General features: G+C 66.1%; 15 protein-coding genes and 1 pseudogene. 12 read left to right on the forward strand and 4 right to left on the reverse strand.

The window, feature by feature from the left end:
• Positions 1-108: 108 nt before the first annotated feature.
• The gene (locus tag HR086_RS00280; protein ID WP_217441633.1) at positions 109-621 is read left to right on the forward strand and encodes a hypothetical protein; all 513 of its coding nucleotides are present in this window, start codon (positions 109-111) and stop codon (positions 619-621) included.
• A 72-nt stretch (positions 622-693) separates the two neighbouring features.
• On the opposite strand, the gene HR086_RS00285 is transcribed toward HR086_RS00280, so the two are convergent.
• From HR086_RS00285 to HR086_RS00295, 3 genes are all read right to left on the reverse strand, one after another.
• A complete protein-coding gene (locus HR086_RS00285; RefSeq protein ID WP_174464507.1) occupies positions 694-2,337 on the reverse strand; it encodes an LVIVD repeat-containing protein in 1,644 nt (547 codons plus the stop codon).
• A gap of 196 nt (positions 2,338-2,533) precedes the next feature.
• Entirely contained in the window at positions 2,534-3,028 is a 495-nt protein-coding gene (locus HR086_RS00290; RefSeq protein WP_141641432.1) for a hypothetical protein, read from the reverse strand.
• A gap of 486 nt (positions 3,029-3,514) precedes the next feature.
• Complete coding sequence (locus HR086_RS00295) at positions 3,515-3,955, reverse strand: MarR family winged helix-turn-helix transcriptional regulator (protein WP_174457731.1); 441 nt, start codon at positions 3,953-3,955, stop codon at positions 3,515-3,517.
• An 80-nt stretch (positions 3,956-4,035) separates the two neighbouring features.
• On the opposite strand from HR086_RS00295, the gene HR086_RS00300 reads away from it, so the two are divergent.
• Positions 4,036-4,977, forward strand: a complete 942-nt coding sequence (locus HR086_RS00300) for a zinc-binding dehydrogenase (protein WP_174464002.1) — start codon at positions 4,036-4,038, stop codon at positions 4,975-4,977.
• Positions 4,978-5,056: 79 nt separating this feature from the next.
• Positions 5,057-5,230: pseudogene (locus HR086_RS49650) on the forward strand (Imm52 family immunity protein); the annotation flags it as partial.
• 130 nt (positions 5,231-5,360) lie between these two features.
• Here HR086_RS49650 and HR086_RS00305 read toward each other — a convergent pair.
• Positions 5,361-5,807, reverse strand: a complete 447-nt coding sequence (locus tag HR086_RS00305; protein WP_174457733.1) for a hypothetical protein — start codon at positions 5,805-5,807, stop codon at positions 5,361-5,363.
• 305 nt (positions 5,808-6,112) lie between these two features.
• On the opposite strand from HR086_RS00305, the gene HR086_RS00310 reads away from it, so the two are divergent.
• The 9 genes from HR086_RS00310 (at position 6,113) to vgrG (ending at position 15,013) form a co-directional block, all read left to right on the forward strand.
• Positions 6,113-6,997 carry an RNA polymerase factor sigma-32 gene (locus tag HR086_RS00310; protein WP_141644334.1) on the forward strand — a complete coding sequence of 295 codons (885 nt, stop codon included), beginning with the start codon at positions 6,113-6,115 and terminating at the stop codon, positions 6,995-6,997.
• A 612-nt stretch (positions 6,998-7,609) separates the two neighbouring features.
• The gene (locus HR086_RS00315; RefSeq protein WP_174457735.1) at positions 7,610-8,212 is read left to right on the forward strand and encodes a DUF4255 domain-containing protein; all 603 of its coding nucleotides are present in this window, start codon (positions 7,610-7,612) and stop codon (positions 8,210-8,212) included.
• Positions 8,209-9,663, forward strand: coding sequence for a hypothetical protein (locus HR086_RS00320; RefSeq protein WP_174464508.1), 1,455 nt, complete (start codon positions 8,209-8,211; stop codon positions 9,661-9,663). The genes HR086_RS00315 and HR086_RS00320 overlap by 4 nt, the downstream gene beginning before the upstream one ends.
• A gap of 38 nt (positions 9,664-9,701) precedes the next feature.
• Positions 9,702-11,258: a phage tail sheath C-terminal domain-containing protein gene (locus HR086_RS00325; protein WP_174457737.1), complete on the forward strand. Its 1,557-nt coding sequence runs from the start codon at positions 9,702-9,704 to the stop codon at positions 11,256-11,258.
• A gap of 90 nt (positions 11,259-11,348) precedes the next feature.
• Positions 11,349-11,768, forward strand: a complete 420-nt coding sequence (locus tag HR086_RS00330; protein WP_254626114.1) for a phage tail protein — start codon at positions 11,349-11,351, stop codon at positions 11,766-11,768.
• Between the two features lie 14 nt (positions 11,769-11,782).
• Complete coding sequence (locus HR086_RS00335; RefSeq protein WP_174457738.1) at positions 11,783-12,313, forward strand: phage tail protein; 531 nt, start codon at positions 11,783-11,785, stop codon at positions 12,311-12,313.
• 8 nt (positions 12,314-12,321) lie between these two features.
• Complete coding sequence (locus HR086_RS00340; protein ID WP_141644328.1) at positions 12,322-12,513, forward strand: DUF5908 family protein; 192 nt, start codon at positions 12,322-12,324, stop codon at positions 12,511-12,513.
• A gap of 2 nt (positions 12,514-12,515) precedes the next feature.
• On the forward strand, positions 12,516-13,217 hold the full coding sequence (locus HR086_RS00345; protein ID WP_174457739.1) for a LysM peptidoglycan-binding domain-containing protein: 702 nt from the start codon (positions 12,516-12,518) through the stop codon (positions 13,215-13,217).
• On the forward strand, positions 13,214-15,013 hold the full coding sequence (gene vgrG, locus HR086_RS00350) for a type VI secretion system tip protein VgrG (RefSeq protein WP_174464509.1): 1,800 nt from the start codon (positions 13,214-13,216) through the stop codon (positions 15,011-15,013). The genes HR086_RS00345 and vgrG overlap by 4 nt, the downstream gene beginning before the upstream one ends.
• The last annotated feature ends 10 nt before the right edge of the window (positions 15,014-15,023 follow it).

Here is a 15,023-nt window from a genome sequence, read left to right on the forward strand (position 1 = left end):
CCCACCGCCATTCGGACCCGCCTTGTCCGAATGAGGGCCGATTCCACCCTATATGCCTCCTACCGTGCGCCTCGCCCTCCCCCTTCGGGGAATGACACAGGAGTGAACGTGAACAAGGAGCAAGCAGTGGTGCAGAAGGACGTCGTGCCGGCCCGGGACGGAGCACGTGCCTTCGATTTCTGGGTCGGCCGGTGGGACATCCACAATCGACGCCTGCGCGAGCGGCTCAAGGGCTCCACCGAGTGGGTCGAGTTCAAGGCCACGAGCGTGGCCCGCCCGCTTCTGGGCGGAATGGGAATCGAGGACGAGTACCGCACCGACTACTGGAGCGGCTTCATCGGCTCCGCGTTCCAGTTCTTCAATCCGGAAACGAAGCAGTGGTCCATCTACTGGGTGGACAACCGCCGCGGCGCCCTTGAGCCGCCCGTGGTCGGCTCGTTCACGGACGACGTTGGCATCTTCGAGGGCGTGGACACCTTCGAGGGTCAGCCCATCCGCGTCCGCTACACCTGGTCGCGCGTCACCACGGCGAAGCCGCGCTGGGAGCAGGCGTTCTCCTCGGACGGCGGGAACACGTGGGAGACGAACTGGGTCATGGATTTCTCCCGGGCCGATGGCTAGGGCCTGAGAATACGAACTCCAGAAGCGGGCGTCCCCCTTACGCCCAGCTCCCGGAGTCCGCGTGGACGAGGGCTACGGCTGGGCGAGTTCGTTGAAGATGAGCAGGCCGCGCGAGGAGTCCGCCGCGTACACATACCCGTCGCCGGGCACGCGAATGCCGAGCAGCCCCTCGAAGGGGCTCTCGGTGCGGTAGGGGTCCGCCTCGCGGAAGGTGTTGTAGTGGGCCACCTGCCGGGGGCGCGTGGGATTGGACACATCCAGCACACGCACGCCGTCCTGGTACCAGGCGATGTAGAGGAGATTGTCGCGCAGGAGGAGGTTGTGGATGGAGGTGAAGGGCCGGTGGGTGCGGAACTCGCCAATCTTCACGATGCGCTCCGGACGGGTGACGTCGAGCACGCGCAGATGGGCGTACTGGAACTCTCCGCCCTCGAAGGCGATGGTCCGCCCGGCGAAGGTACCCACCGCGCTGTGGTGCGCGAAGGTGAAGTCCGGACGGACGTACCCACCCAGCTCGCGGACATGGTCCAGGTCGGTGACGTCCACGACGAAGTAGCCGCGGAAGGCATCACTGACATACAGGCGGTTCTCGTACACGAAGGTGTCGTGGGGACCGCCCAGGAGGGCCGCGTCGGGCAGCGCGATGACCGTCAGCAGACGCGGCGACAGCGGCTCCGAGATGTCATGCACGAAGGTGCCGGTGCCAGGCGCCATCGAGTAGAGCCGGTCTCCATCAACAAGCACCGTATGTGTCCCCGTGCCTCCCGTGGTGAGGCCACGGATGAACAGGGGCTCGGCGGGCTGGGAGATGTCGTAGACGAGCGTCCCCGAGGTGTTGCTGGCGATATACAGGGCATCACCCTTGGCCCAGACCCCGTTCCAGGTGTTGTCCCCGGGGAGGGAGAGGGTCTTCTTGAGGACGGGCGCGCGCGGGTTGCTGACGTCGAAGATGGAAAGGCCGCCCGTGCGGACCTGCTTGGGAATCGAGACGACGTAGGCGTGCCCCTTGGTGACGTAGAGGTCCAGGGGGTGGCCCAGGGGAGTGTAACCCTCGGAGAGCAACTCCAGGCCACCGGAGGACTCGGGCTCTCCTCCCCACCTGGAGACCCGATGCGCCTCGAAGGTTCCCGACCGGATGAGCCGCGCCCGGTAGCAGTAGGCGAAGCACCCGGTGATGATGTCGGTCTCCTTCTGCTCGCAGCCCGCCAGGGTGATGGCGGCCGTCGAAGCAGGAGCGAAGCCACGCACGAAGAAGCGCCCAGGTCCCGTGTCCCTCAGTGGCAAGGGCACATAGAACATGTTGCCGCCATCCTCCGTGAAGTGGACGCCCCCCACCTCGATGACGGCGTTGCCCCCGTCCGGAACGGGCCGTGCGTCCCGGAGCGGGTACAAGTAGATGGACCCGGCCTCCACCTCGGACAGCGAGCCGAGATTGCACTGGGAGAGGTCGAAGCGGGACAGCTCCTCGCACGTCGTGGCACCCGCGTCCCGGGTATCGAAGGTGCACGGCGCGAAGGGTCCCGTGTCCAGGATGTCTCCGCGCTCTTCGAGCTCGGTATAGGTGCCATCCCAGACCACGGGTCCCGCGTCGGGGAGCCCCGCATCAGGCGACCCGGAGTCGGAGGAGTCCGGGTCGGGTGAGTCCTCACAGCCAGAGAGACACACGGACATCAACAGCAACCCGGTGGACAGCAGGACCCGAAGGGACATCGCCATGTGGAACCTCCTGGAAGGCCACCATGAAGGGGCATGGGTGCCATTCCGGAGGAGACGACGCTGCCGCGCGTTTTCCCTCAGGCCTTCGATGAAACCCCATCCGCTGGTGGCACTGCCCGCGTGCCCAGAAGCCAGCGGAGGGTGACGCCCGAGGCCCTCAGGCGTTCGGGCATCACCCTCCCTCAAGCGGCGCCTCTCACTGGCAGTTCGGAGGTCCCATGCAGGAGAAGGTCAGCGTCACGTCCGCGTTGGCCTCCTCCGGCGTCGCGAAGCACTCGCCCCTTTCCTCCACGGCGTTGCAGACGCCCCGGGGGCACTGAGCCGCCGCGTTCTCGCGGGCATCCCGGCTCGCCGAGAGATAGGCCCCAGCGCACCGCGGGTGGACTCCGTACCCTGCGACCACGCGTCGCTCGGGCTGACACGTGCAAGCGGTGACCGAGGGACAGTAGGTCCGCGTGCCATCGCACTCCACCCATCCTCCGTTGTCCACCCCGGAGGTACAGACACCGCTCGCGGAGCCGCAGGACACCGTGGTGTTCGTGCACTGCTGCGTCACCTGACACGACAGCTCCGCTTCGCGGCTCTCCAAAGTGAGGCCGTCGCCGCCCGGCGACTCAGCGCCACAGGCCGACAGCGTCGTCGCCACCAGGAATGCGGCACAAACCAGGCGCACATCGAATTGCATTCGCATGCCAATACCCCCGTCGTCGTCATTCAATGCGTCAATGTCACACAGCCATCACACGGCCCATGGATTCGCGAGGCATCGCCACGACGCGCAAGCCCCGGCGCCCGAATCCACATGGGAATGCGAGATACCACCCACAACGACACCGGGCCGCATCCGCATCACCTTGTGAATCGAGAGCGACGGGAGTCTGCACTTGCGTGCCTGGGCAGGGCAATCCCTGAATTCTGGGTTGCACATTCTCGAAGCCCCCTGAGCGCATGGAGGCCGTCCTCACGGCCAGGTCCCAAGGTCCCCGGGGCCGCCGCCCCGGAAGCGAATCCCCCGCAGGTGGAGGGCCCCATCGACAACGAGGGAAGGAGGACCGCGCACCGCATTGCCTGCAACGAGAAGTTCTGTCTGTCGAAGAGCTCCGACGAACTCCTTGCATGCGAGCACCTGAATTGCCTGAACGACTCCCTGGTCGCCTCCGACCTCAAGGGCTACGCCTCAGCTGTCCGGAGCGTCGAGCATCCGCAGAAGCAGAGCTTGGAGGCGCTGCTGGTCCGCGGTGTTGAGCCGCTCCGTGAGTGGTGCGAGCGCCTGTTGGACTTGTGAATACAGGCGCTCGACGAGCTCCGCGCCCTGGTTCGTTAGAAAGACGTCGATGGCCCTGCCGTCTTCCGCGCTTGGCGAGCGCGCTACGAGCCCTCTCTTCTCAGCCCGGTCGATGAGTCCCGTCATCGTCGACTTCTCAAGGCCCAGATAGTCGGCGAGCGCGACCATGCGGAGGCGCCGGTCCCGGAGTATTCCGCAGACTCGAAGCAGGGTGAGGGACAGGTCGTTTTCGGCGCCGAGCCTGTTGAGCACGGAGGTCGTGACGAAGGCGGCGCGTACGAGGGCGTCCACCAGCCCCTCGTTGGGCACGGAGGATTGTGTTGGCTTCTTCATTGGGGATTCATCTTGACGTAGTTCGTATTACGAATCAAATTTAGTTCGCACTACGAATCTACTCCAGTGGAGGGGAATTCATGAAAGCCGCCGTCATCACCTCGTTCGAGCACCCACCGCGCTACGAAGACTTCGCTGACCCCGTTCCCAAGGGCCGTGACGAGTTGCTCGTCGACGTGCTCGCTGTCGGTCTGCATCATCTCACCCGCGCGAGGGCCGAGGGCTCGCACTACACGAGTACCAGCGTCCTCCCGCTCATCCCGGGTGTCGACGGCGTTGGGCGCGGTGCTGACGGCAAGCTGCGCTACTTCGTGGTCGACGGCACGCAGACAGGCTCGATGGCCGAGAAGGTGGTGATAGAGGTCGACCACAGCATCGTGCTCCCGCGCGATATCGATGCGATGACCGTCGCGGCGGCGATGAACCCCGCCATGGGGGCATGGCTCGCGCTGCGATGTCGAGTGCCCTTCAAGAAGGGGCAGAAGGTCCTCATCCTGGGAGCCACGGGGAATGCTGGAAGCATGGCCGTGCAGATAGCCCGGCACCTGGGGGCGCGGCAGATCATCGCGACAGGTCGTGATGAGAAGAAGCTCGCGAAGCTGCCCGGACTCGGTGCGACGGAGGTTGTGGCGCTGGGGGATGCTCGACTGGGGTCCCTCGCACGCGAGGTCGATGTCGTGCTCGACTTCATCTGGGGGGAAAGTACGCCACAGGCCATGGACATGGTTGTCAGAGCACGTGCGGACCGAGAGCGACCGCTTGCATGGGTTGAAATTGGCTCGGTTGCAGGGCAGACCGCCGCCATTCCGGCAGCCCTTTTGCGTGCTTCGCGTCTCCAGCTGATCGGCAGTGGGCTTGGGTCGGTGCCAGGTCGCGATATCGTCAAGGAACTGCCGGCGCTCGTGAAAGAGATTGCGCGCGGTACGTTTCACCTCGATGTGAAGGCGATGCCTCTCTCCGACGTGGAGCGAGCGTGGACCGAAGCAACGCACACGAACGAGCGCATCGTCCTGACTCCATGAGGGCTGTCTCCGCTCTCCGGCTCGTCGACAAAGAAGAAGTATCAGTTAGCGGATGGCGAGATCTTCTTCGCGGCGGGGAATGGGGAGTCGAACGCGAGCAGCGTGGTCAACATCTCCTGTGGTTCTCCATCGCCTGAGACCGTGGACCGCTGTGTTGACCCCTCCAGCAAAAGGAGATGCCACTGAGCGCCTCCTTTCAGCGGCTGTGCTCACCCAAGTGACGAGCACGATGGTGCTGGCATGGGACCCTGAATGGGCGTCTTCACGTCCGACAATCATCGGGACGACGTATCGAAATTCGCGGATACCGGCACGTTCGAGGAATCTCGGAGGGGAGCGTTCTTCTCATGATGCCAGGGGCACGGGTAGTCCCGCGCCGCCCCTCAGTGCCGTGACGGAGGAAGCGGCTCGTGGGGCTCCTCGGAGACCTGCTGCTCCACCTGCTTCCTCACCAGCCGCTTCGTCGCGGTCTCCTCCTCTTCCGTCCGCTGCCGCCGCCGCACCAGCCCCTGGCTCTCATCCACGAACCAGAAGATGACCCGGAAGAAGGCGGCGATGACGGTGACGAGCAGCGAGGACAGCAACCACTCCAACGCCCACCCAGGCCAACCACCCACCACCACGTCGATGGCGTACGTCCCCGTGAGCGGCACCAGCACGAAGGCCACGTAGTGCGACAGGCAGTAGGGACACGACGCCAGATATCCCCACCACGTGTCCTTGCCACCCAGCCGCTCGCGCAGCGGCGCGAAGATGCGCTCGCGGGCGATGGTCTGCGACACCCCCATCACCACCGCAGACACCGCGAAGAGCTGGAACAGGTTCTCCATCCCCCCAAGGTGGCGATGACGGGGCGAGACAGGGACGCACGTCGCACAACCGCCACCTCGCTCGCCTGGATGCCGCCACGTGCCCCACCCGCTCCCACTGTCGGCCGGAAGACAGTCGGAAGAGTCTTCGAAATACCCCCCTGTAAAAACGAAAGGGTGCCGCCCTTAAGCACCCTCCCCCCTTGATGCAAACCCGCGCATTCACTTGGGAACGCTTGGGAAGGGCCGTGGCACATGCATTGCGAAGGACCCGTCCCGTGCCGCCGACGCGCGGCTCCCACCGGCCCCCTTCCCCGAGAGACGCCATGCAGGAAACCTCCCACTTCTCCTCCCCGGATTCCCTCTCCACGTACCTCTCGGAGATCAACCAGTACCCGCTGCTGACGCAGCCGAAGGAGCAGGAGCTGTCGCGCCGCTTTCGCGGGGGAGACCTGATGGCCGGCCACCAGCTCGTCACGGCCAACCTGCGCTTCGTGGTGAAGGTGGCCTACGAGTACCGCTCCTACGGCCTGAAGATGTCGGACCTCATCCAGGAGGCGAACATCGGCCTGATGAAGGCCGTGCAGAAGTTCGACCCGGACAAGGGCATCCGCCTCATCTCCTACGCGGTGTGGTGGATTCGCGCGTACATCCAGAACTGCATCCTGCGCAACTGGAGCCTGGTGAAGCTGGGCACGACGCAGGCGCAGCGCCGGCTGTTCTTCAGCCTGGCGCGCACCCGCCGCGAGCTGGAGCGCATGGGCGCCGGCGACGCGAGCGTCGTCAACGCGGAGGAGATTGCCCGCAGGCTGAACGTGAAGGCCTCCGAGGTGCGCGAGATGGAGCAGCGCATGGGCGGCCGGGACTTGTCGCTCGACGCGCCCGTGGGCGAGGACGGCGACGCCACCCACCTGGACTTCGTCGAGTCCTCCGCCGCGTCCCACGAGGACGAGGTGGCCGACCGCCAGCAGGCGGGCCTCACCCGCGACCTCGTGCAGCGCGCCCTGCGCCGCCTGGACCCGCGCGAGCGCTTCATCATCGAGAACCGGGTGATGGGTGACGCGGAGATGACGCTCAGCGAGCTGGGCGAGCACTTCGGCTTCTCCCGCGAGCGCGCCCGTCAGCTCGAGATTCGCGCCAAGGACAAGCTCAAGGCGGAGCTGGCCCTCCTGATGGCCGACGCGGGCCTGGACGCCGCCGCCCTCGCCTGACCCGCACCGACGCCCTCACGGGGTCGCTGACTCACATCGAGTCCGCCTTTCGAAAGAAGGGCGGACTCATTCGTTTCCAGGCCCTACGTCCCTGGCCTGCTCGCCGGGGGTCCACCCGACCTCCTCCTCCGGAAATGCGCGCGAGGCCGAAAATCCGGCCCGCGCGGCGCCGTGGGCCCTTTCCCGTCGACGCGCGGCCTCCCCACCCGAGGCCCGCTGTCCGGGACGGCCCCTCCCGCGAACCCTCCAGGTCAGTCCCCTGATTCCACGTCCATGCTCCGCGCGCCTCGGGGGCAGGACGTCCTACGTGCGCTGACGCCCGCGAAGCGCACCGCCGGAATCCGCCCCTTCGCGTGACATCAAATACAGACGCACGGGGTTTCAACAGACATCCTCCTCACCAAGTCAGACAAACCCACCCCCATTGACACACTGGCTTTCCCTGTTACTGTTTGACCATCTCGCGAATCAATCTTCGCGTGAACCATTCAGCGGCTGTGGCGAACGGTCGGCGGTTGGATCTTCGCTCGCGAAAACCCCGGCGGCCCTCCGGGTCTCACCACTCTCATCAATCACAGACACGCCCGGCGGGCGTGCTGGAGGAGTCTCGTCTTGGGCAAGTTGGGAGGCACCTTGGAGCTGGTCCGCAGGCGTCTGGATGAGTTCATCCGGAACGCGGAGGCGGCGCCCCGGCAGGAGCCGTGGGTCGTCCTCTCCAACCTGACGGACAGCGAAGGGCGTCCCGCGGCGCCCGCGCGAGACGCGGTGGTGATGTTCCTGGCGAACATCCGGCACGAGACCATCGTCAGCACCTACAACCGCAACGTGCCCGTGTCGCCGGACGCGTACGGCCTCATCGCGCCACCGCTTTTCATCGACCTCTTCGTCCTGCTGTACGCCAACTTCGAGGACCAGGCGTACCCCGTGGGGCTGGAGGCCATCTCCCACGTCATCAGCTTCTTCCAGCAGACACCCTGGTTCACCCAGCAGAGCCTGCCGGGGCTGGACCCGGACATCGACAAGCTCACGTTCGAGTTCGTCGACCTGGACCTCCTGGGCCTCAACCACCTGATGGGGCTGGCGGGTGTGAAGTACCTCCCCTCCGTCTTCTACAAGGTCCGGATGATTCCCTACCGGGGCGAGGCCATGCAGGGCCAGGTGTCCGCGGCCAAGGGTGTCGAAGCGCCCGGCCGGCCCCAGGGGATGCAGCCATGAGGCGCTTCCGACGCGCCAACGAGCGCTCCCTGGATGGCCCCCTGCGGCTGCGGCAGGGCGACCTGCCCCGCCTCGCCAGGGCCCTGGCCACGAACGCGTCGCTCGACGACTACGACGTGCCGCCGCGCCGCTACACCTTCGAGCGACTGCTGTCGGTGGACCTGCGGCACACCTACTTCAACCGCTCCGAGGGGCGCTGTCCGGCCCTGGTCTGCCGGCCCACGGCGGCGACGGCGGCGACGCTCAGGGACCTGGGCCTGCTCTTCCGCGACGAGGGCACGGCCTTCTCCGTCCTCTACGACTTCAACCGCCGCGCGCAGTTGCTCAAGGCGATGGAGCGACGCGAGAAGGCGGGCCAGTGGACGTGGCTGTCCTTCGTGCTGATTCCCGACACGCCCTTCTTCGTCAACTTCACCGACCTGCCCAGCGACTTCCAGCCCGCCTCGGACAACCTCTACTTCAGCAACCGCCAGGCCCACTTCGCCGGACAGCCGCCGGAGCCCACGGACCAGGAACTCCACTGCACGGCCACCAGGACCTTGCCCATCCTGCTCAACCCGGGCGAGCAGGTCACCGCCGCCAGCCGACAGCGCGTGGCCCAGGTGCAGATGCAGGTGCCGCTGCTCCCGGAGACCGCCGAAATCGTCCTGCTCGACATCTCGGGGGAGGAGGTCCTCTGCAAGCCGTGCAGCATCCCGGTCACGCTGCTCTTGGGGAAGCAGGCGCCCTCCGCCATCTCCTGTCAGCAGGTGCGCGTGGCGCGCGGGCCCGGCATTCCCGAGCAACGCGTGGGCGACTTCGCCTACCTGGACCTCGCGGCCCTGCCCGAGGGCCTCTACACCGTCCGCCAGCTCGACCTCGACGGCGGGATACTCATCGAGAGCAAGGTCCTCTACACCCAGGCGTACCCGACGCCGCTGGCCTTCCTCGACCTGGTGCTGGCCAAGCCGAACCCCGACGACACGGGCCTGTATCCCCTGTGTGATTTGCACCTGGGCGCGGAGCAGACCCGCGTCGTCCCGCTGCGCGCCGAGCTGCGCTTCGAGCGGCGGAAGACCCGCTGGTGCTACTTCGTCGTGCCGCCCCAGGGCGTCCGCTACGACGCGCTGCGACTGCTCGACGTCGGCTCGTCCCAGCCCGTCACCTTCTCCGGCCCGGTGCCCGTCCAGGTCCCCGGCGCGGGAGTGACCTACCGCTTCATCGCGGACCAGGACCTGCCGCTGCAGGAGGTCCCCGACTACGTCTTCGAACTCCAGGGGACGCGCGAACAGGGCCTCTTCGAAAGCACGCTGATGTCCAACGTGCCCGTGGCCTCGCCCGCGCTGGTGCTGCCCCGGGTGGGCCCGCTCCCCGGTGTCCCGCGCGGCACCAGACCTTCCGGCATGCCCCAGGGGCCACGGCCCTCCCCCCTCGATCGGCGGGATTACTCGGACATCTACCTGAACCTCTGAACCCCGAAGCCCCACCCACGAAGCGAAGAGAGGACCCGATGCCCATCAGGACAGCCCGTAAAACCCCCGGCGTCTATGTCACCGAGTTGGACGCCTTCCCGCCCTCCGTCGTCGGCATCCAGACGGCGGTGCCCGCGTTCATCGGCTACACCAAGACGGCGACGCTCAGCGGCAAGCCCATTCCCAACAAGCCCGTCCTCATCAACTCGCTGGCCGACTACCAGCAGATTTTCGGCGGGGCGCCGGATCCGACGTTCGACCTCACCGAGGTCACCGACACCACCAAGCAGAAGTCGGGTGACTACGACTTCAAGGTGTATGACAGCGCCGGCGCCACGCCTGGCTGGAAGTACTACGACCTGGTCCCCAAGGCGGGCACCAAGTACGTCCTCTTCAACAGCCTGCGTCTGTTCTACGCCAACGGCGGTGGCACCGCGTACATCGTCTCCGTCGGCGACTACACGAGCACGCTGGATGCGCCCACGCTCGTCGGCGGCCTGGACATCATCGCCGAGCAGGTGGGCCCCACCATGCTCGTGGTGCCGGACGCGGTGAATCTGACGGCGCTGGCGGACTACGGGACGGTGGCCACCGCCATGCTCGCCCAGTGCGGCGCGCTGCAGGACCGCGTGGCCGTGCTGGACGTGTATGGCTCCGCCACCGTCACGCAGACGACCCTGCCCACCGTCATCTCCGACTACCGGGGCGTGCTGGGCAGCAAGTTCCTCAACTACGGGATGACGTACTTCCCCTTCCTGCACACCACGGTGCAGGAGCTGAGCGACTTCGACTACACCAACATCCAGACGGACGCGACGCTCAAGACCATCCTGCTGGCGGAGAGCGCCAACCTCTACACCAACGCGCCCTCGCGCAAGACGGCGGTGGACGCGGACATCGCCAAGATTGGCACGGTGACGGCGCCCGAAGACATCCAGGTCCTGAACCAGAACCTCACCGCCGCGCTGCCGCTCCTGACGGACATGCTGCGCATCATCTCCCGCAAGGACGACGTGCTTCCGTCCAGCGGCGCCATGGCGGGCATCTACACCTGGAACGACGCCAACCGGGGCGTGTGGAACGCGCCGGCCAACGTCAGCCTCACCGGTGTCACCAGCACCACGTTCAAGCTCAACAACGAGCAGCAGGCGGACCTCAACGTCCCGGTGGATGGCAAGGCCGTCAACGCCGTGCGCGAGTTCGTGGGCCGGGGCTCCGTCGTCTGGGGCGCGCGCACGCTGGACGGCAACAGCAATGACTGGCGCTACATCCAGGTGCGCCGCACCCTCACGTACGCCGAGCAGTCCATCAAGGCCGCGTTGGACCGCTTCGTCTTCGCCGCCAACGACGGCAACACCTGGGCCTCCGTCACGTCCATGGTGTCCAGCTTCCTCCAGGGGCTGTGGTCCCAGGGAGGCCTGTTGGGCGCCACCGCGTCGGATGCGTTCAGCGTGGAGTGCGGCCTCGGCAGCACCATGACGGCCCAGGACGTGTTGGAGGGCTACATGGTCGTCCAGGTCACCCTGCAGATGATCCGCCCCGCGGAGTTCATCGAGCTGACCTTCAAGCAGAAGATGGAAGGCGCCAGCGCGTAGCGCCCGCCGGACTTCGACGACTGATTCCACCCTTCACGAATTCACCGAGGAGCCGCCATGGCAGGAGAAGTCCAAAACGATATCTGGCCGTTGCCGAAATTCTATTTCTCCGTCCAGTTGGGGGACGACACGTCCGTCAGCTTCCAGGAAGTGGATGGCCTGGAGACGGAGACGCAGGTCATCGAGTACCGGCACGGCAACAACCCCAGCTTCTTTCCCATCAAGATGCCGGGACTGGGCAAGGTCGGCAACGTGAAGATGCGCAAGGGCATCTTCATCAACGATGCCCGCTTCTGGGATTGGTACAACGAAATCAAGATGAACACGATTGCCCGGCGGACGGTCATCATCAGTCTGCTGGATGAGCAGGGCGCACCGAAGATGACGTGGACGCTGAACAACGCGTGGCCCACGAAGCTCTCCGGCACGGACCTCAAGTCGGAAGGCAACGAGGTCGCCGTGGAGTCGCTCGAGGTCGCCTTCGAAACGCTCGTCGTCGCCGCGCCGTAATCACAGCCATCGCCATGTCCGAACCCTACTATCCGCCAGGCGCGTTCTACTTCAGCGTCTCCGTCCTCGGCTCCGCGACCCTGCTCGCGGCGGCGAGCGATTTGGACGCCTCCTTCCAGGAGATTTCCGGCATCGAGGCCCGCTGGGACACGGAGGACGTCACCGAGGGGGGCGAGAATCGCTTCACGCACAAGCTGCCCAAGGCCGCCAGGTACTCAAACCTGGTGCTCAAGCGGGGCGTGGTGACGCGGGACTCGTTCCTGGCGGAGTGGTTCGGACAGAGCGTGGGCTCGGGGCTGTCATTGCCGCTCCTGCCGCAGAACATCCTCGTGTTGCTGCTCAACGAGGATGGCCTGCCGCTGGTGGCGTGGGGCTTCATCAACGCCTGGCCGCTGCGCTGGGAGGTGTCCCCGATGAGTTCCCAGGAGAACCGCATCCTCACGGAGTCGCTGGAGCTGTCCTACAACTACTTCGAGCGCGTGAATCTGGGCAGCCCGGCCTCTGTCGCCGTCAAGCTGGCCCAGCTCACGTCCCGGCTGATGTGAGGCGCGCCATGGCCCTGGAAGTCAACGAGGTCGGCATCCAGATGAGCGTGCGGGGCGGCTCCGGCGAGGCGATTCCGGAGACGCCCAGCACGCCCGTGGGCGACTGCGGCTGCGACGACGAGAAGCAGGCGCACCAGAAGCTGGTGGAGGACTGCGTGCGCCGCGTCCTCCAGGTCTTGAAGGCGCGACAGGAGCGGTAGCGATGGGGTTCTCCGGCAGCCTCGAGAAGATGAACGTCATCGCCTACCAGAAGTCCGACTTCACGTCGGAGGTCGGCAGCTACACCGTTTACATCAATCCGGCGTCGTACTCGCAGACCTACTGCGTCAAGTACAACGACAACCAGACCCAGGGCAGCCCCGGTGGCTCGCCGGACTTCAACCGGATTCCCGCGGACACGGTGGAGCTGGAGCTGGTGTTCGACGGCACCGGAGTCGTCCCCAGTCCGCTGCCAGGACTGATGCCCTTCACCGACGACGGCATCGCCGAGCAGGTGTCCAAGTTCAAGAACCTGGTCTTCACCTACAACGGGAACATCCACAGCCCCAACTACCTGAAGCTGTCCTGGGGCACGTTCCTGTTCAAGTGCCGGTTGTCCAAGCTGAGCATGACGTACACGCTGTTCAAGCCGGACGGCACGCCGCTGCGCGCGCGGGCCAAGGGGACCTTCCTTGGCTACAACGACGAGGTGGAGCTGGCGCTCAAGGCGCGGATGAACTCGCCGGACCTGACGCACGTGCGCACGGTGCAGGCGGGAGACACGCTGCCGTTGATGTGCTTCCGCATCTACGGCTCCAGCACGCTGTATCTGGAGGTGGCGAAGGTCAACGGGCTGTCGGACTTCCGGCGGCTCACCGTGGGCTCGCAGCTGATGTTCCCGCCGCTGCAGGGGAGCCAGGCATGACCACGCCCTATCCGGAGAAGAACGAAGGGGCGCTGGCGACGTTCACCATCGAGTCGAACGGTGAGGTCATCCCCAAGACGTACCAGGTCCTCAGCGTGGACACGTGGCTGGGCGTCAACAAGCTGCCGCGCGCGAAGCTGGTGCTGTTCGACGGCAGCGCGTCCACGGGCCTGTTCCCCATCAGCAGCCAGGACATCTTCATTCCCGGGGCCAAGGTGGTCATCTCCGCCGGCTACGACGGCGTGAACACGCGCATCTTCAAGGGCATCGTGTCCAGCCAGGGCCTGGAGATTGACCAGTCCTCCGGCTCCAAGCTCGTGGTGGAGCTGACCGACGAGGCGATGAAGATGACGCTGGAGCGCAAGAGCGGCTTCTTCGAGAAGGTGAAGGACAGCGCGCTCATCCAGACGCTGCTGTCGCGCAACGGGCTGGCCAGCGACGTGACGGCCACGGCGGGCGTGCACGAGGAAATCGTCCAGTACTACGCCACCGACTGGGATTTGATGGTGACGCGGGCGCAGCTCAACGGCCTGGTCGTCATGGCGGACGGCGGAGAGGTGACGGTGGCGCCGCCCAACACCTCCCAGGCGCCCGTGCTGAACCTCACCTATGGCCGCTCCATCCTGGACCTCCAGGTGGAGATGGACGCCACCACCCAGCTCGACGCGTCCTCCATCAAGGGCTACACCTGGGACGCGGGCGCGCAGAAGCTCATCGAGTCCGGACCGCGCAGTGTCTCCGTGAAGGAGCAGGGCAACGTCACCTCCGCGGACCTGGCGAAGGTGTTCGGCGCGAAGAAGTTCGCGCTCCAGACGGGCGCGGAGCTGCAGTCCGCGGACCTCCAGGACTGGGCCTCCGCGGAGCTGCTCCTGTCGAAGCTGGCGAAGATTCGCGGCTCGGTGCGCTTCCACGGCAGCGCGCTGGCGCAGGTGGGGAAGATGCTGGAGCTGGGGGGCGTGGGGCCGCGCTTCAACGGCGTCGCCTTCATCAGCGCCGTGCACCACCACATCGAGGACGGGCGTTGGATGACGGCGGCGGACTTCGGCCTGTCGCCGCGCTGGTTCACCGTGGAGAACCCCGACATCGCGGCGCCGGACGCGGCCGGACAGCTCCCGCCGATAAAAGGGCTGCAGACGGGCGTGGTGCAGCAGGTGGCCAAGGACCCCGGCGGCGAGCTGCGCGTGCAGGTGGGCCTGCCGCTGCTCCAGGAGCCGAGCAAGGGCGTGTGGGCGCGGCTGGCGACATTCTATGCGTCCAGCGGCGTGGGGGCGCTGTTCTACCCGGAGGTCGGCGACGAGGTGGTGGTGGGCTTCATGAACGAGGACCCGCGCCACGCCGTCATCCTCGGCTCCGTGTACAGCAAGCAGCACGCGCCGGCGTCCGCGCCCGACGAGAAGAACACGCGCAAGGCGGTCGTCACGCGCTCCAAACTGGAGCTGTCGTTCGATGACGAGAAGAAGGTCATCGTCATCAAGACGCCCGGCAATCACATCGTGAAGCTGGACGACTCGTCCGGCGCCATCTCCATTCAAGACAGCAACGGCAACACCGTGTCCCTGTCCAAGGGCGGTATCGCCTTGGACAGCGGCAAGGACGTGAAAATCACCGCGAAGGGAAACGTCGCGGTGAAGGCGGGCGCCAACCTGACGCTGGAAGCCACGGGCAACGTCTCCGTGAGCGGCAAGCAGGTGGCGAACAAGGCGTCCGTGAGCTTCTCCGCCAGCGGCAATACCCAGACCGAGGTGAAGTCCGGTGGAATCCTCACCGTCCGCGGCTCGCTGGTGAAAATCAACTGAGCGCTGTCCC

Source organism: Myxococcus sp. CA039A, assembly GCF_013336645.1.
GTDB classification, from domain to species: domain Bacteria; phylum Myxococcota; class Myxococcia; order Myxococcales; family Myxococcaceae; genus Myxococcus; species Myxococcus llanfairpwllgwyngyllgogerychwyrndrobwllllantysiliogogogochensis.